At 72.1% G+C, this 22,738-nt stretch carries 25 protein-coding genes; 1 reads left to right on the top strand and 24 read right to left on the bottom strand.

Features of this window, described 5'->3' with window-relative positions:
- Positions 1-18 precede the first annotated feature (18 nt).
- The 8 genes from JOF44_RS18410 to rpsB all read right to left on the bottom strand — a co-directional run bounded on the left by JOF44_RS18410 (position 19) and on the right by rpsB (position 7,770).
- Complete coding sequence (locus JOF44_RS18410) at positions 19-1,368, bottom strand: M50 family metallopeptidase (RefSeq protein ID WP_209894910.1); 1,350 nt, start codon at positions 1,366-1,368, stop codon at positions 19-21.
- Positions 1,369-1,405: 37 nt separating this feature from the next.
- The gene (locus tag JOF44_RS18405) at positions 1,406-1,954 is read right to left on the bottom strand and encodes a DivIVA domain-containing protein (RefSeq protein ID WP_209894908.1); all 549 of its coding nucleotides are present in this window, start codon (positions 1,952-1,954) and stop codon (positions 1,406-1,408) included.
- Between the two features lie 79 nt (positions 1,955-2,033).
- Positions 2,034-3,338 (bottom strand): dual-specificity RNA methyltransferase RlmN, encoded by a 1,305-nt coding sequence (rlmN, locus tag JOF44_RS18400; RefSeq protein ID WP_245349014.1) that lies wholly within the window; start codon positions 3,336-3,338, stop codon positions 2,034-2,036.
- Positions 3,335-4,234: a phosphatidate cytidylyltransferase gene (locus JOF44_RS18395; RefSeq protein WP_209894906.1), complete on the bottom strand. Its 900-nt coding sequence runs from the start codon at positions 4,232-4,234 to the stop codon at positions 3,335-3,337. The genes rlmN and JOF44_RS18395 overlap by 4 nt, the downstream gene beginning before the upstream one ends.
- Positions 4,235-4,262: 28 nt before the next feature.
- Positions 4,263-4,829, bottom strand: coding sequence for a ribosome recycling factor (frr, locus tag JOF44_RS18390; RefSeq protein WP_209894904.1), 567 nt, complete (start codon positions 4,827-4,829; stop codon positions 4,263-4,265).
- Positions 4,830-4,966: 137 nt separating this feature from the next.
- Positions 4,967-5,722, bottom strand: a complete 756-nt coding sequence (pyrH, locus tag JOF44_RS18385) for a UMP kinase (protein ID WP_209894902.1) — start codon at positions 5,720-5,722, stop codon at positions 4,967-4,969.
- Positions 5,723-5,861: 139 nt separating this feature from the next.
- On the bottom strand, positions 5,862-6,686 hold the full coding sequence (tsf, locus tag JOF44_RS18380; protein ID WP_209894900.1) for a translation elongation factor Ts: 825 nt from the start codon (positions 6,684-6,686) through the stop codon (positions 5,862-5,864).
- Between the two features lie 88 nt (positions 6,687-6,774).
- Entirely contained in the window at positions 6,775-7,770 is a 996-nt protein-coding gene (gene rpsB, locus JOF44_RS18375) for a 30S ribosomal protein S2 (RefSeq protein WP_209894897.1), read from the bottom strand.
- A 371-nt stretch (positions 7,771-8,141) separates the two neighbouring features.
- Between rpsB and JOF44_RS18370 the strand changes: the two genes are divergently transcribed.
- Positions 8,142-8,990 (top strand): murein hydrolase activator EnvC family protein, encoded by an 849-nt coding sequence (locus JOF44_RS18370; RefSeq protein WP_245349012.1) that lies wholly within the window; start codon positions 8,142-8,144, stop codon positions 8,988-8,990.
- A gap of 37 nt (positions 8,991-9,027) precedes the next feature.
- On the opposite strand, the gene JOF44_RS18365 is transcribed toward JOF44_RS18370, so the two are convergent.
- The 16 genes from JOF44_RS18365 to JOF44_RS18290 all read right to left on the bottom strand — a co-directional run bounded on the left by JOF44_RS18365 (position 9,028) and on the right by JOF44_RS18290 (position 22,621).
- Positions 9,028-10,056: a tyrosine recombinase XerC gene (locus JOF44_RS18365; RefSeq protein WP_209894895.1), complete on the bottom strand. Its 1,029-nt coding sequence runs from the start codon at positions 10,054-10,056 to the stop codon at positions 9,028-9,030.
- A gap of 37 nt (positions 10,057-10,093) precedes the next feature.
- The gene (gene dprA, locus JOF44_RS18360) at positions 10,094-11,308 is read right to left on the bottom strand and encodes a DNA-processing protein DprA (protein ID WP_209894893.1); all 1,215 of its coding nucleotides are present in this window, start codon (positions 11,306-11,308) and stop codon (positions 10,094-10,096) included.
- Entirely contained in the window at positions 11,305-12,852 is a 1,548-nt protein-coding gene (locus JOF44_RS18355) for a YifB family Mg chelatase-like AAA ATPase (protein WP_209894890.1), read from the bottom strand. Before JOF44_RS18355 ends, dprA begins: the two co-directional genes overlap by 4 nt.
- Positions 12,853-12,854: 2 nt before the next feature.
- Positions 12,855-13,370: a YraN family protein gene (locus tag JOF44_RS18350; RefSeq protein ID WP_245349011.1), complete on the bottom strand. Its 516-nt coding sequence runs from the start codon at positions 13,368-13,370 to the stop codon at positions 12,855-12,857.
- Positions 13,371-13,556: 186 nt separating this feature from the next.
- Positions 13,557-13,859, bottom strand: a complete 303-nt coding sequence (locus JOF44_RS18345) for a DUF2469 domain-containing protein (protein ID WP_076810501.1) — start codon at positions 13,857-13,859, stop codon at positions 13,557-13,559.
- On the bottom strand, positions 13,856-14,722 hold the full coding sequence (locus JOF44_RS18340) for a ribonuclease HII (protein ID WP_209894888.1): 867 nt from the start codon (positions 14,720-14,722) through the stop codon (positions 13,856-13,858). The genes JOF44_RS18345 and JOF44_RS18340 overlap by 4 nt, the downstream gene beginning before the upstream one ends.
- Complete coding sequence (gene lepB / locus JOF44_RS18335) at positions 14,719-15,492, bottom strand: signal peptidase I (RefSeq protein ID WP_209894885.1); 774 nt, start codon at positions 15,490-15,492, stop codon at positions 14,719-14,721. The genes JOF44_RS18340 and lepB (JOF44_RS18335) overlap by 4 nt, the downstream gene beginning before the upstream one ends.
- Positions 15,493-15,522: 30 nt before the next feature.
- Positions 15,523-16,101 carry a signal peptidase I gene (lepB, locus tag JOF44_RS18330; RefSeq protein ID WP_209894883.1) on the bottom strand — a complete coding sequence of 193 codons (579 nt, stop codon included), beginning with the start codon at positions 16,099-16,101 and terminating at the stop codon, positions 15,523-15,525.
- Between the two features lie 7 nt (positions 16,102-16,108).
- On the bottom strand, positions 16,109-16,459 hold the full coding sequence (gene rplS / locus JOF44_RS18325; protein ID WP_076811630.1) for a 50S ribosomal protein L19: 351 nt from the start codon (positions 16,457-16,459) through the stop codon (positions 16,109-16,111).
- Between the two features lie 327 nt (positions 16,460-16,786).
- Positions 16,787-17,554 (bottom strand): tRNA (guanosine(37)-N1)-methyltransferase TrmD, encoded by a 768-nt coding sequence (gene trmD / locus JOF44_RS18320; protein ID WP_209894881.1) that lies wholly within the window; start codon positions 17,552-17,554, stop codon positions 16,787-16,789.
- Positions 17,555-17,561: 7 nt separating this feature from the next.
- Positions 17,562-18,149: a ribosome maturation factor RimM gene (gene rimM, locus JOF44_RS18315; RefSeq protein ID WP_209894879.1), complete on the bottom strand. Its 588-nt coding sequence runs from the start codon at positions 18,147-18,149 to the stop codon at positions 17,562-17,564.
- Positions 18,146-19,120, bottom strand: coding sequence for a hypothetical protein (locus JOF44_RS18310; RefSeq protein WP_342591841.1), 975 nt, complete (start codon positions 19,118-19,120; stop codon positions 18,146-18,148). The genes rimM and JOF44_RS18310 overlap by 4 nt, the downstream gene beginning before the upstream one ends.
- Position 19,121: 1 nt before the next feature.
- Positions 19,122-19,364: a KH domain-containing protein gene (locus JOF44_RS18305; protein ID WP_209894877.1), complete on the bottom strand. Its 243-nt coding sequence runs from the start codon at positions 19,362-19,364 to the stop codon at positions 19,122-19,124.
- A 1-nt stretch (position 19,365) separates the two neighbouring features.
- Entirely contained in the window at positions 19,366-19,854 is a 489-nt protein-coding gene (rpsP, locus tag JOF44_RS18300) for a 30S ribosomal protein S16 (RefSeq protein WP_209894875.1), read from the bottom strand.
- Between the two features lie 257 nt (positions 19,855-20,111).
- Positions 20,112-21,356 carry an Nramp family divalent metal transporter gene (locus JOF44_RS18295; RefSeq protein ID WP_245349010.1) on the bottom strand — a complete coding sequence of 415 codons (1,245 nt, stop codon included), beginning with the start codon at positions 21,354-21,356 and terminating at the stop codon, positions 20,112-20,114.
- A 176-nt stretch (positions 21,357-21,532) separates the two neighbouring features.
- A complete protein-coding gene (locus tag JOF44_RS18290) occupies positions 21,533-22,621 on the bottom strand; it encodes an amidohydrolase family protein (protein WP_245349592.1) in 1,089 nt (362 codons plus the stop codon).
- Between the last annotated feature and the right edge of the window lie 117 nt (positions 22,622-22,738).

Below are 22,738 nucleotides of genomic sequence, written 5' to 3'. Positions count from 1 at the left end.
GACCGTGGGCCCACGACCTCAGGGGAACAGCGTGATGGGTTTGACGATGTCGGCGTACAGCAGCAGCACCGACATCAGCAGGAAGACGAGCGCGACCACATTGGTCAGCGGCAGCAGGCGCGACATGTCCACGGGACCCGGGTCCCCCTTCCCGCGCAGGCGGGCCAGGAGCCGTCGCACCCCCTCGACCAGCGCTCCGGCCACGTGGCCGCCGTCCAGCGGCAGCAGCGGCACCAGGTTGAACACGAACAGAGCCATGTTCAGCGAGGCCAGCATCGAGATCATGGTGCCGACCTTCTCGCGCAGCTCGAACCCGGGTTGATCGGCGGCGGCGACCTCCCCGGCCAGGCGCGACACGCCGACCACGCCGAGCGGGCCGTTCGGGTCGCGCTCGGCGCTGCCGAAAGCGGCCTGGCCGACCTCGTACAGCCGCACGGGCAGGGTGAGGACCAGCTCCCCGGTCCGCGAGAAGGTGGTCCAGGCCAGCTCCGGCACGACGGCCGGGGACCGGGGCACCAGATCGGGGGTGCCCGAGACCCCGAGGAAGCCGACCTGTTCCGTGACCAGGTTCCCCTCCGCGTCCCGCACGGCGGCCCCGTCCTCGTCGAGCACCGGGCGGGCGTCGACGATCGGGGTCGCCTCGAGCTCGAGCGTCTCGCCGTCCCGCTCGACGACCACGGGCACGGTGCGGTCGCCGCTGGCCCGGATCGCGCTGGTCACGTCGGACCACGTGCTGATCTCGCGGCCGTCGATGGAGCGCAGGGTGTCCCCTGGTCGGATCCCGGCGGCGAGGGCGGGAGCGGGCTGCTCGCCCTCGCAGCTCGTGTCGGCGGGAGCCTCCGCCGGCAGCACGCACTCGGAGACCGCCTGGACCGTGGGGGTGACCGCCGGCATGCCGATACCGCTGACCATCACCGTCATCAGCACCACGGAGATCAGCAGGTTCATCGTCGGCCCGCCCAGCATCACCACGAGCTTCTTGGGCACCGACAGCGCCACGAAGGTGCGGTGCGCGTCCTCGGGGCCGTACTGGGAGGTCTCGTAGGCCTTGGCGTCCTCGGACATCTCGGTCATCTGCTGGAGCAGACCGGTGGAGTCCTCGCGGATGGTGCCCTCGGGCTCGCCGCGGTGCGGCGGGAACATGCCGATCATGCGGATGTATCCGCCGAGGGGGAAGGCCTTGACGCCGTACTCGGTCTCGCCGCGCGTGCGGGACCAGATCGTCGGCCCGAAGCCGATCATGTACTGGGTGACGCGGACGCCGAAGAGCTTGGCCGGGACCAGGTGCCCGATCTCGTGCAGGGCGATCGAGAGCGCCAGGCCCGCGGCGACGACCAGGACGCCGAGGGCGAACAGGGCCGCGCTCATCGCGCCGACCCGTCGCCGCCGGCGGCGTCGGCACCGGTCACGGCACGGAGGCCATCACGTCCGCGACGTGGTCCAGGTAGACGTCGACCACGGCCTCGCGGTAGCCCTCGGCTCCGCGACGGCGCCGGAAGGCGGATCGCCGCACGTCGTCGACGCTCATCGGCAGTCCGTCCGTGAAGTAGGCGACCAGCTGATCGCACAGCGCATCGACGTCGGCCTTGTCGTAGGACGGCTCGCCCTGCGAGGCCGGGGCGAAGCGGTCCCCGGCGGGGCGCTCCAGGCGCTCCTTGAGGCTCTCGGCGCGCTCGGTGAGCTGGGCGACCCAGACGTCCTCGCCCGTCGAGGCGATGGCGTCGTCGCGGGACTGCAGGGCGAAGGCGTCGGAGAGGCGGTCCAGCGCCTCGTCGACCACCCGCATGTCATAGCCGCCGCGCTCGGTCCCGAAGCTGGCCGAGGTGATGTCCGCCCCGGAGAACTCGGGGTCGCGCCCCTCGTAGGCGGTGCGGGCGCGCGCGAGGAAGTCGTCGACCTCGCGCATGTCGTATCCGACGCTGAAGCGAGAGACGCGCTCGAACGATGTGCTCACCAGTGGATCCTTCCTCGGTGCTGTCGGGGTCCCACTGTAGCGGGAGGGGAGGTGGGGTTCGGGGAGGCGGGCGGCGCGCTCAGTCGACCGCTCCGGCGACGGCCTCGACGCGCGCGATCCGCGCCTCGCGGTCCTCGCGATGCTCATCGGTCTCGATGACCTCGGCCGCGAGCTGGCCGCAGGCGCCGTCGATGTCCGAGCCGCGGGTGTCGCGGATGGTCGCGGAGATGCCGGCGTCGCGCAGGGTCTGGACGAACTGCTTCTCGACGAAGGGATCGGAGGCGGTCCACTTCGATCCCTTGACGGGGTTGAGCGGGATCGGGTTGACGTGGATCCAGTGGGCCCCACCCTTGGCGATCAGACGGTCCGCGAGCAGCTGGGCCCGATGCGCCTGGTCGTTGATGTCCCGGATCAGGGCGTACTCGATGCTCACGCGGCGCCCGGTGGCCTCGAAGTACTCCCAGGCCGCGTCGAGGATCTCGTCGATGTCGAAGCGGGTGTTGATCGGCACCAGCTCGTTGCGCAGCGCGTCGTCGGGCGCATGCAGGGAGACGGCGAGGGTGACCGGGATCTTCTCGGCGGTCAGCTTGCGCACGGCCGCGGCCAGACCCACGGTCGAGACGGTGATGTGGCGCGCGCCCATGCCGAAGCCCTCGGGCGCGGGGGCGTTCAGCCGCTTGCACACGGTGGCCACGGGCCGGTAGTTCGCCAGCGGCTCGCCCATCCCCATGAACACGATGTTGGAGACGCGCCCGGGCCCGCCGGGCAGCTCGCCGTCGGCCAGCAGCTTGTTGGCGATGCGGACCTGCTCGAGGATCTCGGCGGCCGAGAGGTTGCGGGTCAGACCCATCTGGCCGGTCGCGCAGAAGGGACAGTTCATGCCGCAGCCGGCCTCGGAGGAGATGCACAGGGTGACGCGGTCGCTGTAGCGCATCAGGACCGATTCGACCATCGGGCCGTCGAACAGCTTCCACAGGAACTTCTGGGTCGCGCCGTGGTCCGCGGACTGCCGGGAGACGACGCTCAGCAGCGGCGGGAAGAAGCGGTCTACGAGCTCCTGGCGGCGGTCCTTCGGCAGGTCGGTGAGGTCATCGGGGTCCGTGGTGAAGTGCTCGAAGTAGTGCACGGACAGCTGCTTGGCGCGGTACCCGGGCAGGCCCATCTCCTCGACCGCGGCGATGCGCTCGTCGAGGGTGAGGTCCGCCAGGTGCGCCGGCGGCTTGCCGCGGCGGGCGGGACGCAGCTGCAGCTGGCCGGGGGCGAGGGCGATCTTCTCGCCGGGAACGGCCTCGCGGGAGAGGTCGGGCAGACCCGCACCGGCGGGAGCCGTCTTCTCCGGGCGGCCGGCGGGACGGTCCGAGGGGCGGTCGACAGGATGGTTCATGGCAGCAGGACCTCCAGCATGATGTAGGTGGTGGGCGCGGCGATCAGGATCGAGTCCACGCGGTCGAGCACTCCGCCGTGGCCCGGCAGGAGGTGGCCCATGTCCTTGATCCCGAGATCCCGCTTCAGAAGCGATTCGGACAGGTCGCCGCAGGTGGAGACGGTCACCAGGACCACGCCGAGGAGCACCCCGATCCACCACGGCAGGTCGAGCGCGAGCAGGCCCACGACGGTGACGGCGGCGACGCCCATGATCAGGGAGCCGGCGAATCCCTCCCAGCTCTTCTTGGGGCTGATGCCCGGCGCCATCGGGTGGGACCCGAACAGCACTCCGGCCACGTAACCGCCGATGTCGTTGCCGACGGAGCCGAGCACCGCCAGCAGCACCAGCAGCGGCCCCTGCTCGAGGTTGAACAGCAGCAGGGTGAAGCATCCCAGGAACGCGACCCAGGCCAGGCAGAATACTCCCCCGGCGACATCCCGCAGGGCGGTCAGCCCCATGGATTCGGAGACTCGCCACAGGATCAGCACGCAGACGGCCACGGCGGTGGCCACCAGCAGTCCCTCCGTGTCGAAGACGACGGTCGAGACGGCCATGCCGATCACGCCGACCAGGAGCGGGACGGGCGGAACCTCGAGGCCGCCCTGGGCCAGCGCCCGGGTGAGCTCGAGCACCGCCAGCACCATCACCGCGGCCACCAGCACGGGGAACGCCTGCGGGAGCAGGAACAGCGTGCACAGCAGCACGACGCCCAGCCCCGCCCCCACGGCGATGGCCGCGGGGAGGTTGCGGCCCGGGCCGCGGCGCTTGGCGTGCGCCGGATCGCCCGCGTCGACGTCCGCCTCGACAGGGGTCGAGGCGGACGTCGGCGGCGGGGTGTCCGGGGCGATGCTCACGGGGCGCGGTCAGGAGTCGGTCGAGAGCTCAGATCGTCTCGAGCTCGGTCTCCTTCAGGGACAGGGCCTCGTCGATCTGCTCGTTGGCGGTCTTGGTCAGCGTCTCCAGCTCCTTCTCCGCGCGGGAGCCCTCGTCCTCGCCGATCTCGCCGTCCTTGACCAGCTTCTCGAGCGCCTTCTTCGCGTTGCCGCGGGAGCCGCGCACCGCGACCCGGCCGTCCTCGGCCTTGGTCTTGGCGAGCTTGGCGTAGTCCCGGCGCCGCTCCTCCGTCAGCGCGGGCAGGACGACGCGGAGGGTGTCACCGTTGTTGGTGGGGTTCACCCCTAGGTCGGAGTCCCGCAGCGCGGTCTCCACCTGCGCCATGGCGGACTTGTCGTAGGGCGTGACGATGACCGTGCGCGCCTCGGGGAACTGGAGCGAGGCGAGCTGGTTCAGCGGCGTCGGCGCCCCGTAGTACTCCACCGTGATGCCCTGGAACATCGCGGCGGAGGCTCGGCCGGTACGGATCGCGGTGAACTCCTCCTTGGTGACCTCGACGGACTTGGACATCTTGGTCTTGGCGTCCTTCAGGATGCTGGCGGGGTCGTCGCTCACGAGTGCTCCTCGATTCTCGGGGGGTGGTGGGTCCATTGTCCCGCACCGTCAAGCCGGTGCGGCACGCGCGGGGCGGGCCCGGACCGCGGACGGCGCAGAACGTCGATGTCGGTCGACGGCGGCGGGCGGAGGGGTGGTCAGTCGTGGGTGACGACCGTGCCGATCCGGTCGCCGCGCATGGCCCGGGTGATGTTGCCCGGCGCGTCAAGGCCGAACACCATCATCTGCTGGGCATTGTCCATGCACAGGCTGAAGGCGGTGGAGTCGACGACCTTGAGGCCGCGCTGGAGGGCGTCGTTGTAGGTGACGTGATCCAGCTTCACGGCGTCGGGGTGGGTGCGGGGATCCGCGTCGTAGACGCCGTCGACCCCGTTCTTGCCCATCAGGACCTCCTCGCAGCCGATCTCCAGGGCGCGCTGGACAGCGACGGTGTCCGTCGAGAAGTAGGGCATGCCGGCGCCGGCGCCGAAGATGACCACGCGGCCCTTCTCCAGGTGCCGCACGGCGCGCAGCGGGATGTAGGGCTCGGCGACCTGGCCCATCTCGATGGCGGTCTGCACGCGGGTGGAGACTCCGCGCTGCTCGAGGAAGTCCTGCAGCGCCAGGCAGTTCATGACGGTGCCGAGCATCCCCATGTAGTCGGCGCGGCGGCGGTCCATGCCGCGCTGGGAGAGCTCGGCACCGCGGAAGAAGTTGCCGCCGCCGACGACGATGGCGCACTCGACGCCCTGGGCCACCCCTTCGGCGACCTCCCCCGCGACACGGGAGACCACGTCGGGGTCGACCCCGACGGCACCGCCCCCGAAGGCTTCGCCGGACAGCTTCAGGAGGACTCGGCGTCCATCCTGCTTCCGGGGGAGAACGGGGATGGGTGACGTGAACGTCTGGGTCATGAGGGTCCTTCCGCACTGGGTCCTCGGCGATGATACCGGCGCGGCCCCGCACCGATGGTGCGGGGCCGCGGGTCGGTGGCCTCGCTCACGCGGGGCCGGAGGGGCACCGGGCCGAGAGGTCCGATTCCCCGGGGCGGTCTCAGCCGCCGACGCGGAAGCGGACGAATCCGCTCAGGGAGCCCCCTGCGGCCTCGACGATGGCGCCGACGCTCTGCTTCGGGTCCTTGGCGAACGCCTGGTCGAGCAGGACGTTCTCCTTGTAGTAGCCGTTCAGACGGCCCTCGACGATCTTCGGGATCGCCTTCTCGGGCTTGTTCTCGTTCTCGGCGGTCTCCTGGGCGATGCGGCGCTCATTGGCGACGATCTCCTCGGGGACCTCCTCCCGGGTGAGGTAGGTCGGGGAGAACGCGGCGATGTGCATCGCGACGTCGCGCGCGACCTCGGCGCCGGCCGCATCGGAGGCGACGAGCACGCCGACCTGCGGGGGCAGGTCCTTGTTGGTGCGGTGCATGTAGGCGGTGACGGCCTCGCCGGAGACGCGGCCGATGCGGCGCACCAGGATCTTCTCGCCCATGGTGGCGCCGGCGTTGGTCAGGGCCTCGCCGAACTCGGTCTCGGAGAGGTCCTCGGGCTGCTCGGCGCCGGAGGCGACCGCCGCGGCCACGGCCTCGTCGCCCAGGGCGACGAACTTGTCGTTCTTGGCCACGAAGTCGGTCTCGGAATTGAGCTCGACGAGGGTACCGGTCCGGCCGCCCTCCCCGTCGCGGATGTCGACGGCGATGAGGCCCTCGGACGCGGTGCGGGCCTCACGCTTGGCGATGCCCTTGAGCCCCTTGACGCGGATGACCTCGATGGCCTTCGGCTTGTCGCCGTCAGCCTCGTCGAGAGCCTTCTTGACGTCGAGCATGCCGGCGCCGGTGATCTCCCGGATCTCCTTGATGTCTGCGGCCGTGTACTTGGCCATAAATGTCTCCCTCGGGGACGTGAAGTGTCGTGTCGGGCGGGCCGTGCCGGGAACCGGGGAGGCGCGTGGCCTCCCCGGTTCCGGACGCTCACTCGGCGGAGGTGGCCTCGTCGGTCTCGGCGGCCTGCGCCTCGGCGGCGGCGGGCGCGTTATCGGCCGGGGCCGAGCTGCCGGGAACCTCGGCGGCCTCGGGGGCTGCCGGGGTCAACGACTCGTCCGCAGCCTTCGCGGCCTCGGTGTCCTCGGCGGTCTCGGCGGTCTCGGCGGCGACCGATTCCTCGGCCGGCGCGTCCTGCTGCTGGACCTCGGACTGCTTCAGCAGCTCCTGCTCCCACTCGGCCAGCGGCTCGGCGGCGACGGCGGAGACGTTCTTCTCCCCGCCGGCGGCCTTGGCGTGGCGCTCCTGCAGACCGGCGGCGACGGCGTCGGCCACGACCCGGGTCAGCAGCGTGACGGAGCGGATCGCGTCATCGTTGCCCGGGATCGGGTAGGCGATCTCGTCGGGGTCGCAGTTGGTGTCCAGGATCGCGACGACCGGGATGCTCAGCTTCTGCGCCTCGTCGACGGCCAGGTGCTCCTTGTTGGTGTCCACGATCCACACGGCCGACGGGGCCTTGGGCATGTCGCGGATACCGCCCAGGGTGCGCTCGAGCTTGTCCTTCTCGCGGCGCATCATCAGCAGCTCCTTCTTGGTGCGGCCGGAGGCGGCCACATCCTCGAAGTCGATCTGCTCGAGCTCCTTGAGCCGGTTCACGCGCGCGGAGACGGTCTGCAGGTTGGTGAGCATGCCGCCCAGCCAGCGGTTGTTCACGAAGGGCATGCCCACGCGGGTGGCCTGCTCCTGGATGGACTCCTGAGCCTGCTTCTTGGTGCCGACGAACAGGATGGTGCCGCCGTGGGCGACCGTCTGCTTGACGAAGTCGAAGGCCTTGTCGATGTACGACAGGGTCTGCATGAGGTCGACGATGTAGATGCCGTTGCGCTCCGTGAAGATGAAGCGACGGACCTTCGGGTTCCAGCGACGGGTCTGGTGTCCGAAGTGGACGCCGCTCTCCAGGAGCTGGCGCATGGTGACGACTGCCATGGTGGTGTCCTCTGTTCTGGGCCTGGGCTCACACGACTCGCCCGGAGGCGTCCGTGGTCATCGCGCAGGACCTGTTCTCTCAGTTCTCCCCCGACACCGGTCGGTGCGGGGCCTGGTGCCCGGGTGCCGGCCGCCTCGACGATGCTCGCACCGAGGTGCGAAACGGTCGAGGACCGAAGGCCGACGAGCCCTGGTGGGCACGCGAAGTCATCCGAACGGACCGGATGCTGGACAGAGTCTATCCGACGTCGCCGCATCCTCCGGTGCTGAATTCGTCACGCCGGGGCGTCGACCGTCCTCCCCAACGCCCCTGCGTCCACCGCGACGGCTGGGCCCGGGACAGCGCGACCGCCGCCGAGGAGGATGCCTGGATGGTTCCTCGTCATCTGTCCGCGAGCAGTTCGCAGCCGCCCCGTCCGATGGTCCTGCGCGTGCTGCGCATCATGCTGGTCGTGCTGTGCCTGCTGCTCGCCCTCGCCGTCCCGGGCCCAGCAGGGGCCGAGGGAACGGCACAGACCGACGGACCAGCACAGGCCGAGGGACCAGCACCGGCCGAGGGACCAGCAGGTGCCGAGGACCCGGCAGGGACTGACGGTCCGGCACGGGGCGAGGGCCCGCGATGGCAGTGGCCGGTCCCGGGGCCGCATCCGGTGGTCCACCCCTTCGATGCCCCGGAGAATCCCTACGGGCCCGGTCACCGCGGCATCGATGTGGCCGTGGACGGCGCCGGAACGCCCGTGCGTGCTGTCGAGGCGGGCACCGTGCGCTTCAGCGGGGACGTGGCCGGGCGCGGGGTCGTCTCGGTGCTGCACGCCGACGGGCTCATCTCGACCTATGAGCCGGTCACCGGGGCGCTCGAGAAGGGCGCGAAAGTCCGCGCCGGCGAGGTGCTGGGCGAGATCGCCGACGACGGTGCCTCCCACTGCTCGAGTCGATCGTGCCTGCATCTGGGCGCGCGCCGGGGCCAGGGATACCTGGATCCGGAGGTGCTGCTCGGGGCGTGGGGCCCCAGCGTGCTCCTGCCCTGGTCGTCGGACGGACGGGCGGCGGCAGGGAGCGCCGTGGCGGGGCACCGCGCCCCGGAGGACCGGGCGGCGATCGCCGGGGCCGCCGCAGCGGAGGCCGGGGCCGCCGTGGCGGAGGGCGTGGCCGCGGCGGCGAGGTCGGAGGGCGCAGCTGGGCAGGACAGGGCGGGCGCTCAGATCGCACCGGCTGCGTGACGGGGCCGCCTGCTCCTGGGGCCCTCGGCGGTGTCGGTCAGGCGCGGGGGTGGGCCTGGTCGATGGTCTTCCGCAGGCGATCCGCGCTGACATGCGTGTAGATCTGTGTGGTGGCGAGCGAGGAATGCCCGAGGAAGTCCTGGACGCTGCGCAGATCCGCCCCGCCCTCGACGAGGTGGGTGGCCGCACTGTGTCTCAGCGTGTGCGGGGTGATGTGCTTGGTGAGGCCGGCCCGGGTCGCGGAGCGATCGATCAGCGTGCGCACCGCACGGTCCCCGAGTCGGCCGCCGCGCACGCCCAGGAACAGGGCCTTCCCCGCCCCTGCTGTACCGCGGGTCCGCGCCGCGGGCCGGGTCTGGGCGGCGAGGACGGGACGCCCCTCCTGCTCCCACCGCTGCACGGCCTCGAGCGCGGGGATCCCGACCGGGACGACACGCTCCTTGTCCCCCTTGCCGCGCACCCGGACGGTCCCCTGGGAGGGGTCGATGCCGTGGCGGTCCAGCGCCACCAGTTCGGACACACGCAGGCCGGAGGAGTAGAGCAGCTCGAGCACCGCCGTGTCACGCAGGGCGATCGCGTGCTGCAGCGGATCCTCGTCCGGGCCGGCCGTCTCCCCCGTCTCCGGCCTGCGGCGCGGAACGCTCCCCGGGTCGGCGACCCCGTCGAGCAGATCCGCGGCCTGGTCCCCGGAGAGCACGGTGGGCAGATGACGACCTCGGCGCGGGGCCTTCAGGCGCCCGCCGACGTCCTGCGGGATGCGACCGGTTGTGGCGAGCCAGGTGGTGAAGGTGCGCGCTGCCGCGGCCGAGCGGGCCAGGGTGCTGGCCGCCGCCCCGGACTCCGCACGCTCCGCCAGCCAGGAGCGCAGCGCGGCCACGTCCAGCTCGACCAGCTCGATCCGCTCGACGGCGGCCAGGTGCTCGAGCAGGCTCGCGGCTTCCCGACCGTACGCACGCACGGTGTGCTCCGAGCGTCCCCGTTCGAGACGGAGATGCTCGGCGAAGGCGGACACCACCGCCTCGCGGGAGTTCTCCGCCTCCTCGGATGGCTCCGACGCGGCTGTCATGGACCCATGATCCCTCATCCCGCCCCCGAGGGCCTCGTCACCTGCTCGTCCGGGCGCGTCTGGCGCGATCCGCCACCGTCTCCACCAGACCCAGCAGGGACAGGCGGGCCAGCGCGGCGTCGACCTCGGCCTGTTCGAAACCGATCTCGCGGGCGATGCGGGAGAGGGAGAGGCTCGAGCGCGGCGGCACGGCATCCAGGACTCGCCGATCGGAGGGGCTGAGCAGGTCGAGCTCGTCCTGGACCGCGAAGCTCCCGTCCCCGGCGGCGGGCCCGCCGGGGAGCAGGTCCAGCAGCTCGGACGGTTCGGTGACCAGCACGGCGCCCCGTTCGCGGATCACACGGTGGCATCCGGCGCTCGCGGCCGAGGTGATCGGCCCGGGCACCGCCCCGACCGGACGGGACAGCTGGTCCGCGAGGCGCGCGGTGGACAGCGCCCCGGAGCGCCAGGATGCCTCGACCACCAGGACGGCCTGACCCAGTGCCGCGATCAGGCGATTGCGGGCCAGGAAGCGCCACCGGGTGGGGGCGGTCCCCGGCGGCGCCTCGCTGAGCACGAGATGGCGGTCCCGGATGCGTTCGAGCAGCTCGGTGTTCCCCCGAGGGTAGAGGCGGTCGAGCCCGCCGGCGAGCACCGCGATCGTCGCCCCCTCGGGTGCGGCGAGCGCCCCGCGATGGGCGGCGGCGTCGATCCCGTAAGCGCCGCCGGAGACGACGGTTCCGCCACCGGCGGCGAGCTCCGCCCCGAAGCCGGTGGCGGCGTCCTCCCCGTAGGGGGTCGAGGCACGGGAGCCGACGATCGCGGCGCAGCGAGATGCGACGAGCTCGTCGAGCCGACCCGGGCCCTGCACCCACAGGCAGTGAGGGCTCGTCTCCTGCAGGTCCCCCAGCGACGCGGGCCACTCCGGGTCCGCCGGGGTGAGGATCCGGATCCGGCGGCGCTCGGCGTCCTCGAGGACCGCGTCGAGGTCGACCTCGGCCCACCGGGTGCGCCAGCGGGCCAGGGCGCGCCGGGACCGCTGGTGCGGGGCTCCCGGCTCGGCGGTGTCGGCCGGGAGCTCGCCGCCGAGCCGTGTGGTCAGCTCCGTCTCGGTGGCTTCGCGGGCGAGGGCCAGGGCCTCGACGGGGCCGAGCAGGCTGCGGGCCAGCAGGGCGACGGGATCCGAGGGCTCGGCGATCAGGGACCAGGTGATCCGGGCGAGCCGGTCGGCGGCATCGTCGGCCGGTGCGGGGGCCGATGTCGAGGGGGTCATCGTGGTTCTCCTTCGCGCAGGGTGAGGGCGAGGCCGATGTGCTCGGCGTCGGGTCGGTCCGCCCCGTCGAGGTCGGCGAGGGTCCAGGCCAGACGCAGCACGCGGTCATGGCCGCGCAGGGTCAGCCGACCGTGGGCGAGGGCGTGGTCGAGCAGGCGGAGCTCGGCAGGCTGCGGGGAGAACTCCCGGCGCAGTCGGGGCCCGGGCAGCTGGGCGTTGGTGCGCCATGCCAGGCCTTCGAACCGCTGCCGCTGGCGCCGCCGTGCCGCGGCCACGCGCTGGGCGATGATCGCGGTGGGCTCGACCTCCGTCGCGCTGGTGCGGCGGATGTCCACCGGGCCCACCTGCACGCGCATGTCGACGCGGTCCAGCACCGGCCCGGACAGGCGCGCGGCGTACCGCCGCTTCTGCATCGCCGTGCAGGAGCATCCGGCTCCCTTCCCGTAGGCCTGGCCGCAGGGGCACGGATTGGCCGCCAGGACCAGCTGGAAGCGTGCCGGGTAGCGGGTCACCGCGCGGGCGCGGTGGAGGGTGATGTCCCCGGTCTCGAGCGGTTCACGCAGCGCCTCGAGCACTCGGGGGGAGAACTCGGGGGCCTCGTCGAGGAAGAGGACCCCGGCATGGGCGCGGGAGATCGCTCCGGGCAGCGCCAGTCCGGATCCTCCTCCGACGATCGCCGCCGGCGTGGAGGTGTGGTGCGGGCTCTCGAACGGGGGCGTGCGGTACAGCCCGTCATCGGCGTCGAAGCGGCCGCTGAGCGAGTGGATCGCCGAGACGGCCAGGGAGTCGTCGATCTCGAGCTCGGGGAGGATCCCGGGGATGCGGGCGGCGATCATCGTCTTGCCGGCCCCGGGCGGCCCGGTCAGCAGCAGATGGTGCCCGCCGGCGGCCGCGACCTCGGCGGCGCGGCGCGCCTGCGCCTGGCCGAGGACGTCCGCGAAGTCCGGCGGGGCGGCGGGACCGGGCTGATCCAGCGCGCCCGACCGCGGCGCCGTCAGCTGCAGGCTCTGGCGCACCGGGGACGGCGGGACATCGGCCCCGTAGCGGTGCAGGAGGTCGGTGAGGTCCTCGGCGCCGTCGACCTCGAGCCCGTCGACCAGCCGCGCTTCGGTCAGGTTCTGCTGCGGCACCACCGCCCGGGAGATCCCCAGGCTGCGCGCCGCCAGCAGCGCCGGCAGCACCCCGGGGATCGGACGGACCCGCGCGTCCAGCCCCAGTTCCCCCAGCAGCACCGTGTCGCCGGGGACGTGGACGAGGAGGTCGCCCTGGGCATCCACGACGGCCATCGCGATGGCGAGGTCGAAGCCGGAGCCGCGTTTGGGCCGCCAGGCCGGCGTCATGTTCACGGTGATCCGACGGGCGGCCAGGTGGACGCCGCTGCGGGCGGTGGCGGCCCTCACCCGCTCCCGTGCCTGCAGCGTCGAGGAGTCCGGCAGCCCGACGACGGTGAACGCCGGCAGCCCCGGGGAGACGTCGGCCTCGACCTCGACGAGCGTCCCGTCGAGCCCGGAGAGGCTGACCGAGAGGGTGCGTGCGTGGCCCATCCTCACACCGCTTCGAGATGCTCGAGGGAGAAGGTCCCGTCGAGGTGCGCATGCACGGCGACGACGTCGATGCGGACGTCCCGGTGCGGGGTGGACCGCTCCATGAGGTACTCCCCCGCCAGCCGTCGCAGGCGTCTCAGCTTCGCGGTGGTGACCGCGGCCTGCGGCACCCCGGTGACGAAGGTGCGGCGGGTCTTGACCTCGACGAAGACGAGGGTCGTGTGCGCGAGCGCGACGATGTCGAGCTCGCCCTGGGAGAGCTGGAGATTGCGCTCGATGATCTGCCACCCGCAGGCCACCAGGTGTTCGGCGGCGAGGTCCTCCCCCGCCCGTCCCAGGTCGGCGGTGGACATCTCTCGGACCCGGCGTCGTCGCGGCGGCGCGGCGGGCCCGGCCGTCGGCGGATCACCCGCCTCGCCGACCACATGGGAATCCTCCGGCGGCGGGGCCGCGCCGTCGGAGCGGGAGCGAGGACGTCGGGCGGTCGCGGAGCGTGGGGTGGAGGCGAGGGAGTTCATGCCCGCCAGCGTGGCCGGATCCTGCTCGCGCCACAGCTGGGTCGCCCGTTCTGTGGACGAGCACCCTCTGGGGAGGAAGGACGGGTCGGACCGGTGCCGGCTGCTGCCGGCCGACTGCTACCTGGACGTCCGCCTCGAGGCCACGGCGCCCGTCGGAGCACCGCCGGGGCCACGGCATGGCACCGCTCAGGGCAGGGAGATGTCCGGCTTGTTGAGCTCTTCGATGTTGACGTCCTTGAAGGTCACCACACGCACCGAGCGCACGAAGCGGTTGGAGCGGTAGATGTCCCAGACCCACACGTCGGCCAGACGCAGCTCATAGAACACCTCGCCGCCTCCGGAGCGGACCTGGAGATCGACCTGGTTGGCGAGGTAGAAGCGTCGCTCGGTCTCGACCACGTAGGTGAACAGGCTGACCACGTCGCGGTATTCGCGGAACAGCTGGAGTTCGAGGTCGGACTCGTAGTTCTCGAGATCCTGCGCGCTCACCGACGCTCCTCCTCATGCTGCAGGGGCCACTGATCGCTCCACAGTACGCCAGCGGGGCTGGGAGCAGGCGGAACGGGGGCGGGCGACGGCGTCTCGGGCGCGCGGTGGACCGTCGGGTCCCGCGGGACCGCGGAGGACGTCCGTTCCCTCGTGACCGCGGAGTCCGCCGGCCCCACCGCGGTCAGCGGGGCCACCGGGGCAGCGGGGAGCGAGCCGAGTCGCCAGCTGCGGCGGTGCTGCTCGTGGGTGCCGAGCCGGTCGATGGCCTCCCGATGCGCGGCCGAGCCGTATCCCTTGTTCGACGCCCAGCAGTACTCGGGGGCGAGGCCGTCGAGCTCGACCATGTGCGCGTCGCGGGCGACCTTCGCCAGCACGCTGGCGGCGGAGACGCTCGCGCAGTCCCGGTCGGCCGCGACCCGCAGCTGGACCAGCGGCGCCGGCCGGTCCGGACGGACCAGCGCGGCGGAGAGCACGTCGGCGTCGCCGTCCAGCAGGATCGCATCGGGCTCGAGACCGAGGCCTTCGAGGGCGCGCAGACCGGCGCGGGTCAGCGCACCGACGATGCCGATCTCGTCGATCTCGGCGGGACTCGCCCAGCCGACCGCACCGGCATGGACCGCCTCCAGGATCGGATCCACCAGCTCCTCCCGGCGGCGCGGGGCGAGCTTCTTGGAGTCCCGGACGCCCTCGGGCAGCGCGGGGACACGACCGTCGACGATCTCGAGCGCACAGGCGCCCATGGCGACGGGACCGGCCAGCGCGCCGCGCCCGACCTCGTCGAGGCCGACGACGAGGCGTCGGCCCGGGCCGCAGCGGCCGGCCAGGGAGAGCTCGAGGTCGAGACTGGGCAGGGTGACGGTCACGGCTGGGCGGGGACGTCGGCGAAGCTGTCGCGGCCATCGCCCAGGCCGCTCCACCGGGAGACCGGCCAGAAGACGACCTCGGCCTTGCCGGTGATGTTCGACTCGGGGACGAAGCCGTTCTCTCCCTGGGACTCGTGCCAGGCGGAGTCCGCGGAGGCGTGGCGGTTGTCGCCCATCACCCACACCCGGTCCTCCGGCACGGTGACGTCGAAGGCGACCTGGCAGGGGGAGGCGGCCTGGTTGGTGTAGGGCTCGTCGAGCTCGACGCCGTTGACCGTCAGCGGGCCGCCCTGCTCCTCGCACGCGACGTGATCGCCGGGCAGGCCGATGAGCCGCTTGACCAGATGGTCCTGGGAGGGGTCGGGGGCGAGGCCGACGAGGCTGAGCACCATCATCACCCGCACCCGGGGGGTGGGGTTCTCGGTCGCATCCCCGGGGATCCAGTTGTCCGGGTCCTCGAAGACGATGACGTCGCCCCGGTGCAGATCGAACACGCCCGGGGTCAGCTTCGAGACCAGGATCTTGTCGTTCTCCAGCAGCGTGGGGTTCATCGAGGCCGACGGGATGTAGAACGGCTGGATCAGGAAGGTCTTGACCAGCACGGCGATGAGCAGGGCGACGACCATGGTGACCGCCGTGTCCAGCCACAGCGGCATCCGGGCCCGGCGGCCGGGCCGCTTCGCGGACCGATGCCCGCGGGAGGCGTCCGCCTCCTGTGCGGCGTCCTGGGAATCGGACACGGCACGGCGGGGTTCTTCGGACGCGTTCATCGCGGCGATACTATCCGCCCAACCTGCGCGTCAGAGCGCACCACGGCGCGTGAGAGGCCACACGATCCGATCGGCGTCGCCCACGACCCGCTCCACGGGGATCATCCCGCCGCCCGGCGCTCCCAGCAGGTGCCGCGAATCAGTGGAGTCCGAGCGGTTGTCCCCGAGCACGAACATGCGCCCGGCGGGCACGCGCAGATCGAACTCGATCTCACTGGGTGCCGTGCCGGGGGCCAGGTAGGGCTCCTGGAGAGCTTCGCCGTCGATGGTGATCGCGCCGTCCGGATCGCAGCAGCTCACCCGGTCCCCGCCGACGGCGATCACCCGTTTGACCCAGTACCGCCCCCCGTCCTCGGCCGTTGGGGCGAAGTACCCGGTGCCGTCGAAGACGACGATGTCCCCGCGTGTCGCGGTCCCGCGCGTGGAGCGATCGGCCAGGATCACATCGCCCGGGACGAGGGCGGGCTCCATCGAGGCCGACGGCACGCGGAAGGGGCGGACCACGAAATGCCGCACGGCGCCGGCGGCGACCAGGAGCAGCACGACGCAGACGGCGGCGGCCACCACCGGGTGGGGCCGCCGCCGTCTGCTCACGTGATCTCGAGTCATCGAGGGATCAGGAGTGGGTGCGCTTCTCCTTGATGCGGGCCTTCTTGCCCGTGAGGTTGCGCAGGTAGTACAGCTTCGCGCGACGCACGTCACCGCGGGTGACGACCTCGATCTTGTCGACGGTCGGGGCGTGCACCGGGAACACGCGCTCGACGCCGACGCCGAAGGAGATCTTGCGGACGCGGAAGGTCTCGCCGACGCCGTGGCCCTGGCGGCCGATGACGTAGCCCTGGAAGACCTGGATACGAGAGCGGTTGCCCTCGATGACCTTCACGTGCACCTTGACGTTGTCGCCGGCGCGGAAATCGGGGACGTCCTCGCGCAGGGACGCCTGGTCGAGCTCATCGAGCTTCTGCATGGTGTATCTCCAGCCCTCCGCCTCAGGTCGGACGGCGTGTTCGTCGGGCGACCCGGATGGCCGGGGCCCGTCATGAACCGTCGATCCGGCGAGGAGCGAGCTCCCCGTACCGGTGTGCTGGGCCTCTGGCGGCGACTCCCATCGCCACGGACCTGCCCGACCGCGTGCTGCGTCCCTCCCCTGAGGCAGAGGAACGCGCGGTGCGCACAAGGAGACATTGTGCCAGCGCAGGAGGTCCTCGGCAAGCCGTCGCTCCGCCGATGCCCCTGGTCAGTCGCACGCCCGGGTGTCGGTTCCGTCACGGCGCGCGGTGCCTCCGGCCCGGGCTCAGGGCGTGGTGGTCGGTCCGTCGGCCTCCCCGGCGCCGTTCCCGTCGGTCCCGAGCAGGTCCGGACGCCGCTCCCCGGTGCGCTGGACGGACTGCTCACGGCGCCAGGCGGCGATCTTCCCGTGGTCGCCGGAGAGCAGGATCGAGGGCGCCTCGCGCACGACGCCGATCGGGTCGGTCCAGGTGGCGGGGCGGGTGTAGAGCGGGTACTCGAGCAGCCCGTCGGAGTGGGACTCCTCGACCAGCGACTCGGCATTGCCGACGACACCGGGCACCAGACGCACCACGGCCTCGGTGATGGCGAGCACGGCGACCTCTCCCCCGTTGAGCACGTAGTCGCCGAGGGACGAGAGGGCGACCTCGTAGCCGGAGTCGGCCAGGTGCTCGTAGACCCGCTCGTCGATGCCCTCGTAGCGCCCGCAGGCGAAGATGATCCACGTCCGCTGCGACCATTCCTGCGCGGTGTCCTGGGCGAACGGGACGCCTGCCGGGTTGGGGAAGACGACCAGCGGCTCCACGTCACCGAGCGCCTCCTGCCCGGCGGCGCGGACGCCGGCGAAGGCCTCCGCCCACGGCTCGGGCTTCATCACCATGCCGGCGCCGCCGCCCAGCGGGGTGTCGTCCACGGTGCGGTGACGGTCGTGAGTCCACTCCCGCAGGTCGTGGACCTGCAGGTCGACGCGCCCGTCGCGTCGGGCCTTCCCGATCAGGGAGAGCTCGAGCGGGGCGAGGTACTCAGGGAAGAGGGTGAGGACGTCGATGCGCATCGCGGCCTCAGTCCTGCGGGCGCGCGGGCGGCGCGGAGGTCTCGGGCTCAGGACCCTGCTCATCCTCGGCCACGGCGTCGAAGAGCCCGCCGGGCGGGTTCGCGATGACGACGCCGGTGTCGAGGTCCACCTCGGGCACCAGGGCCTCGACCAGCGGGAGCTGGACGCGGCGACGGTCCGGGGTGCGCACCACCAGCAGGTCCTGCGCCGGGTAGTGCTCCACCCCCTGCACGGTGCCGAGCTCGTGGCCGTCGACGTGGCGCACGGTCAGGCCCGTCAGCTGGCTCGGGTACCAGGCGTCGGGGTCCTCCTCGGCCTCGTCCTCGGCGTCGACGGCCAGCACGAGGTCCACGCCGCGCAGCGACTCGGCGTCGGTGCGGTCGGTGACCTCCTCGAAGGAGGCGTACCAGCGGTCCTGCTGCCGACGGGTGCCGCGCAGAGTGAGGGTCCGCGGACCGGTGCCGGTGGAGACCTCGAAGCGGGCGCCGCGACCGAGGCGCTCTTCGGGCTGGTCGGTGCGAACGTTCAGCGCGAGCTCGCCGCGCAGGCCGTGGGCGCGGCCGATGGTGGCGACGGTGACGTCCAGAGTGTTCATACCAGTCCTTCGCTGTCCTCGGCGGTCTCGCCGCCATCGGTCTCGTCGAGCTCGGGGGAGGCGTATCCGGCCGCCTCGCAGGCCGTGCCGAGGTCGGTCAGGGGCCCCCGCAGGCCGTCGGAGCGCAGGTCGCCCGCCAGGGCGTCCTGGAACGGGGCGCGCACCTCGGTCAGGGCCGTGCGGACGGCGTCGTCGTCGACCGCGGCGATCTCGGCGGCGAGCAGGTCCGAGGTGTCCTGGACGTCCTCCATGCGGTCGGCCGGGACGGTGCGCGGGCTCAGGCCGACGAGCTTGAACATATTCGAGGTCAGCACGTTCGCATTGGCGAAATGGGTCAGGGTGCCCGGGGTGTCGAACACGTCCGCGCAGGTCAAGGCGGCTGGTTTGGTGCCGTCGTCGCCGGGGTGGAGCGCCCAGGAGGCGGCGGCGGAGCTGCCCGCGCAGGACGCGGCCACGGCGTCCCAGGCTGCGGCGAAGGCGTCGAGGTCGGCGTCCTGGCCCTGCTCGGGCTCGCTGCGGAACCAGCCCGCCAGGTCGGTGGCCGCGGCCTGTGCGTCCGCGGAAGCCTCGGCGAAGGTCATCTCGATCTCGTCGCCGGTGGTGGCGTAGAAGTAGGGGTCCGACGGGCCCGCCTCGGGGGCGGTGGCGGCCCGGTCGAGCACGACCCGGGACAGCGGTGCGGTGTAGTCGGGGTCGCCCCAGAACGTCCGGCACGCATCGGCGAGCTCGGGCTCGGCGGTGGAGGCGTCGGTGGCCGCCGGTCCGGTCGCGCCGGGAGCCGCCCTCGAGGTCTCCTCGGGGTCTCCCCCGCCGGCGGTGCTGCATCCGGCCAGCAGCATCGACGCGCCGAGCAGGGCGCTGATCGCGCGCACTCGGCGCCGCAGCAGCCCGGACGACGAGGAGCGGCACTGCCGGATCAGGACGGTGTCCGTCCTGTCGGCAGTGCCGCTCCCAGAGGTCGTTCGAGGCACCTCAGCGCCGGTCGACGTCGACGATGTCGACGCGCACGTCGTCCTCCGACAGGGCTGCGGTGACCGTGCGCAGGGCACGGGCGGTGCGGCCGGACCGTCCGATGACGCGTCCCAGGTCGGCGGCACCGACCCGGACCTCGAGCAACGGCCCCCGGCGCGTGGACTTCTCGTTCACGCTCACGGCCTCGGGGTCGTCGACGATGCCGCGGACGAGGTGGTCGAGGGCTTCGGCGCGGGCGCTCATCTCAGGCCTCGTCGGTCGTCGCGGCCTCGGCGTCCTCGGTGGACTCGCCCGCGGCGGGGACCTCCTCGGAGCCGGGCTCGACCTCGGCGTCCGCGGCGGAGGCCTCCTCGGCCTTGGCCTTCTTGGCCTTGGCGCCCTCGCGGGAGGTGGAGGCGGCCTTGGAGGCCTCGGCGACGAGGTCCTCGGCGGACTGCTTGTCCGCGCGGGTCTTCAGCGTGCCGGCGGCATCGCCCTCACCCGAGTGCTTCGCCCAGTCACCGGTGACCTTGAGGATCGCGGCGACCTGCGGGCTCGGCTGCGCGCCGACGCCGAGCCAGTACTGGGCACGCTCGGAGTCGACCTCGATGAACGAGGGCTCCTCGGTCGGGTGGTACTGACCGATCTGCTCGATCACGGCGCCGTCGCGCTTCTTGCGCGAATCGGCCACGACGATGCGGTAGTGCGGTGCACGGACCTTGCCCATGCGCTTCAGGCGAATCTTGACAGCCACGTGGGTGGACTCTCCTTCAATGATGTTCGGGTGAGTCCCGCCGCAGCCTGTGGGGTCATGCGGGCGCTGACGGTTCTCGGGGTGACGTGTCCGGGCGGGTAGAGGGCCGGCCCGGACGCATACAGAAACAGATTATGCCAGGGATCCGCGCTCCAGCACCAGCCGGGCCGATGTGCACCGGGGCACAACCGTCGCGGCAGGACGTCACGGGGCGGCGCCGGGAAGCCGCGTGGGCTGCCGGCGGGATGCGGGGAGCTTCAGGAGCCGGCGATCGCGCCGATCAGCTGCTGGATGCCCAGGACGATGAACAGCGCTGCGATGACGACCAGGATCGCATTCAGCACCCATCCATTGCGCCATCGCTCCGGCATGTGCCGGGAGTTCAGCAGGAACAGCAGCGTCAGCGCCAGGAACGGCATGAACAGCGAGCCCAGCACCCCGTAGGCGATGATCACCTGCACCGGTTTACCCAGCAGGAGCAGGAGCATCGGCGGGAAGGTGAGCCACAGGATGTACCCGCGGTAGTACGTGCCGCCGATCCCTCGTCCGGGGTGATCCTCGGGCAGGCCGCGCAGGTTGCCCCAGAAGTCCGCGAACATGATCGAGACGCCGTTCCACACCCCCAGCACCGAGCTGAAGGACGAGGCCCAGAAGCCCAGCAGGAACACGTACCGCATGACCGAGCCGTAGCGCTCCTGAAGCACACCGGAGAGCTCGACGAGCCCTTCATCCCCGTCGGTGATCGCGATCTGGGCGGAGTACAGCAGCTCGGCGCCGACGATCAGCATCGAGACCACGAAGATGCCGGAGATGACATAGGCGACGGAGTTGTCGATCCGCATGACCTTCATCCAGCGCGGGCTCGACCAGCCCTTCTCCTTCAGCCAGTAGCCGTAGGCGGCCAGCGTGATCGTCCCGCCGACGCCCCCGGCGAGGCTCAGCGTGTAGACGATGCCGCCGTCGGGGATCCGCGGGACCAGCCCGCCGAGGATCTCAGGGAGGTTCGGCACGGTGACGACGGCTGCACCGACGACCGTCACGAACATGACGCCGACCAGGACCGCGATCATCTTCTCGAAGGCGTGGTAGCGCCCGCTCCACACCAGCGCCGCCCCGATCAGCCCGGTCAGGATCGCCCAGACGATGAACGGCACCTGCGGGAACACGGTGTAGATCGGCAGCGCCGTCGAGCTCATGGCGGTGGCGCCGTAGACGAATCCCCACAGCAGGATGTACGGACCGAAGTAGACCGACGTCCATCGGCCCACGCGCTGCCAGCCCTGGAAGATCGTGTGGCCGGTGGCCAGCGACCAGCGTCCGGCCCCCTCGACCAGGAAGATCTTGATGACGACGCCGAGGACCGCGGCCCACAGCAGGGCGTAGCCGTACTGGGAGCCGGCCACCAGCGTGGCGATCAGATCCCCGGCGCCGATGCCGGTGGCGGCCACGGCGAGGCCGGGACCGATGAGCTTCCAGCGGACCGGAGCGTTCTGCGTTTCCATAGGTCGCGATCCTAGGGTGAGCTCGGACACCATCGGCGGATTCGCGCGGATCCGACGGCGCGTCGCGCGCCGCCTGTGCCGTCGCGAGCCGTCCGTGGGGCGGGCCGTCCGTGTCGAGAACCGTCCGTGGCGCGGGCCGTCCGCGTGAGAGCCGATCGAGCAGCGCGCCGCCCCTCCTAGTCCTCGGCGACGACGCGTCCGCGCAGCACCACGGCCGACCGCTCGCGCAGAGCGTGATGGTCACCACGAGGGTCCCGGGGCAGGACCAGAAGATCGGCCGGAGCCCCGTCCTCGAGCCCGGGAGCACCGAGGAAGCGCCGCGGGGCCCACGCGGCGGCCTCGAGGATCGCCGTGGCGCTGAGCCCGGCGAGTGCCAGCTCGTCGAGCTCCTCGTGGATGATGCCGTGACCCAGCACTCCCCCGGCGTCCGTGCCCACCAGCAGCGGGACCCCGGCGTCATGCGCATCCCGGGTGCGCTCGAAACGGGAGGCGCGCAGCCGACGCATGTGGGCGGCGTAGGCGGGGAACTTGGCCTCGCCCTGGCTCGCGTAGGTCTCGAACTCATCGACGTTCACGAGGGTGGTGACCACCGGGATGCCCGCCTCGGCGACGGTACGGATCGTCTCGTCGGTCAGGCCCGTCGCGTGTTCGAGGCAGTCGAAGCCGGCATCCAGCACGAGCGGGAGCGTCTCCTCGTCGAAGGTGTGCGTGGTGATGCGCGCTCCGGCCGCGTGCGCGGCCCGGGCTGCCGCAGCGAAGTCCTCGCCGCTCCAGCAGGGGGTGAGGTCCCCGGCCCGGCGGTCGATCCAGTCGCCGACGAGCTTGACCCAGCCGTCGCCCCGCTCCGCTTCGACGGTGACGGCTGCCGGGAGATCCTCGGGCTCCAGCTCGTGGGCGTAACCGCGCAGGTATCGGCGGGTCCGGGCGAGGTGTCGGCCGCAGCGGATCAGCTGCGGGAGGTCGTCCTGCTGCTGCAGCGGGGAGTTGTCGATGATCGAGCCGGCGTCACGGATCAACAGCACCCCGGTCGCACGGTCGGTGAGCGCCTGCTCGCGGGCCGTCTCGAGGGTGGTCCCCGCGCCGTCGTCGCCGATGCCGAGGTGGCAGTGCAGGTCCGCGAGCCCGGGCACCACGAACCCGTCGAGCTCGCGGATCTCGGCCCCGGCCGGCAGCTCGGGCCGCTCGTGGAGGATCCGGCCTCCGGCGACCCACGCCTCGGACACCTCCTCCTCCGGCCCGAGCAGGATCGGACCCGTGAGGTGCAGGACCGGCGCGGACGCCCCCGGTGCGAGGTCGACGGAGTCGGGACCGGCGAACTCGGGCCCGGCGAACTCGGGACCGGCAGACACGGGGCTGGCAGACGCTGGGCCCGAAGACGCGGT

Origin of the sequence: Brachybacterium fresconis (assembly GCF_017876515.1) — a bacterium.
Taxonomy (GTDB): Bacteria; Actinomycetota; Actinomycetes; order Actinomycetales; family Dermabacteraceae; genus Brachybacterium; species Brachybacterium fresconis.
Note: the sequence above shows the minus strand (reverse complement) of the source record. Positions and strands in the feature narration are given on the sequence as shown.

Excerpts from the sequence above, each read along its gene's own strand:
- JOF44_RS18410 (WP_209894910.1), bottom strand. The coding sequence starts at position 1,368 with ATGAGCGCGGCCCTGTTCGCCCTCGGCGTCCTGGTCGTCGCCGCGGGC.
- JOF44_RS18305 (WP_209894877.1), bottom strand. The coding sequence starts at position 19,364 with ATGAGCGCCCGCGCCGAAGCCCTCGACCACCTCGTCCGCGGCATCGTC.
- rplS (WP_076811630.1), bottom strand. The coding sequence starts at position 16,459 with ATGCAGAAGCTCGATGAGCTCGACCAGGCGTCCCTGCGCGAGGACGTC.
- JOF44_RS18350 (WP_245349011.1), bottom strand. The coding sequence starts at position 13,370 with ATGAACTCCCTCGCCTCCACCCCACGCTCCGCGACCGCCCGACGTCCT.
- trmD (WP_209894881.1), bottom strand. The coding sequence starts at position 17,554 with ATGCGCATCGACGTCCTCACCCTCTTCCCTGAGTACCTCGCCCCGCTC.
- rpsB (WP_209894897.1), bottom strand. The coding sequence starts at position 7,770 with ATGGCAGTCGTCACCATGCGCCAGCTCCTGGAGAGCGGCGTCCACTTC.
- JOF44_RS18370 (WP_245349012.1), top strand. The coding sequence starts at position 8,142 with ATGGTTCCTCGTCATCTGTCCGCGAGCAGTTCGCAGCCGCCCCGTCCG.
- lepB (WP_209894885.1), bottom strand. The coding sequence starts at position 15,492 with ATGAACGCGTCCGAAGAACCCCGCCGTGCCGTGTCCGATTCCCAGGAC.
- JOF44_RS18295 (WP_245349010.1), bottom strand. The coding sequence starts at position 21,356 with ATGGAAACGCAGAACGCTCCGGTCCGCTGGAAGCTCATCGGTCCCGGC.
- JOF44_RS18355 (WP_209894890.1), bottom strand. The coding sequence starts at position 12,852 with ATGGGCCACGCACGCACCCTCTCGGTCAGCCTCTCCGGGCTCGACGGG.
- rlmN (WP_245349014.1), bottom strand. The coding sequence starts at position 3,338 with ATGAACCATCCTGTCGACCGCCCCTCGGACCGTCCCGCCGGCCGCCCG.
- pyrH (WP_209894902.1), bottom strand. The coding sequence starts at position 5,722 with ATGACCCAGACGTTCACGTCACCCATCCCCGTTCTCCCCCGGAAGCAG.
- lepB (WP_209894883.1), bottom strand. The coding sequence starts at position 16,101 with ATGACTCGAGATCACGTGAGCAGACGGCGGCGGCCCCACCCGGTGGTG.
- JOF44_RS18365 (WP_209894895.1), bottom strand. The coding sequence starts at position 10,056 with ATGACAGCCGCGTCGGAGCCATCCGAGGAGGCGGAGAACTCCCGCGAG.
- tsf (WP_209894900.1), bottom strand. The coding sequence starts at position 6,686 with ATGGCCAAGTACACGGCCGCAGACATCAAGGAGATCCGGGAGATCACC.
- dprA (WP_209894893.1), bottom strand. The coding sequence starts at position 11,308 with ATGACCCCCTCGACATCGGCCCCCGCACCGGCCGACGATGCCGCCGAC.
- rimM (WP_209894879.1), bottom strand. The coding sequence starts at position 18,149 with ATGAACACTCTGGACGTCACCGTCGCCACCATCGGCCGCGCCCACGGC.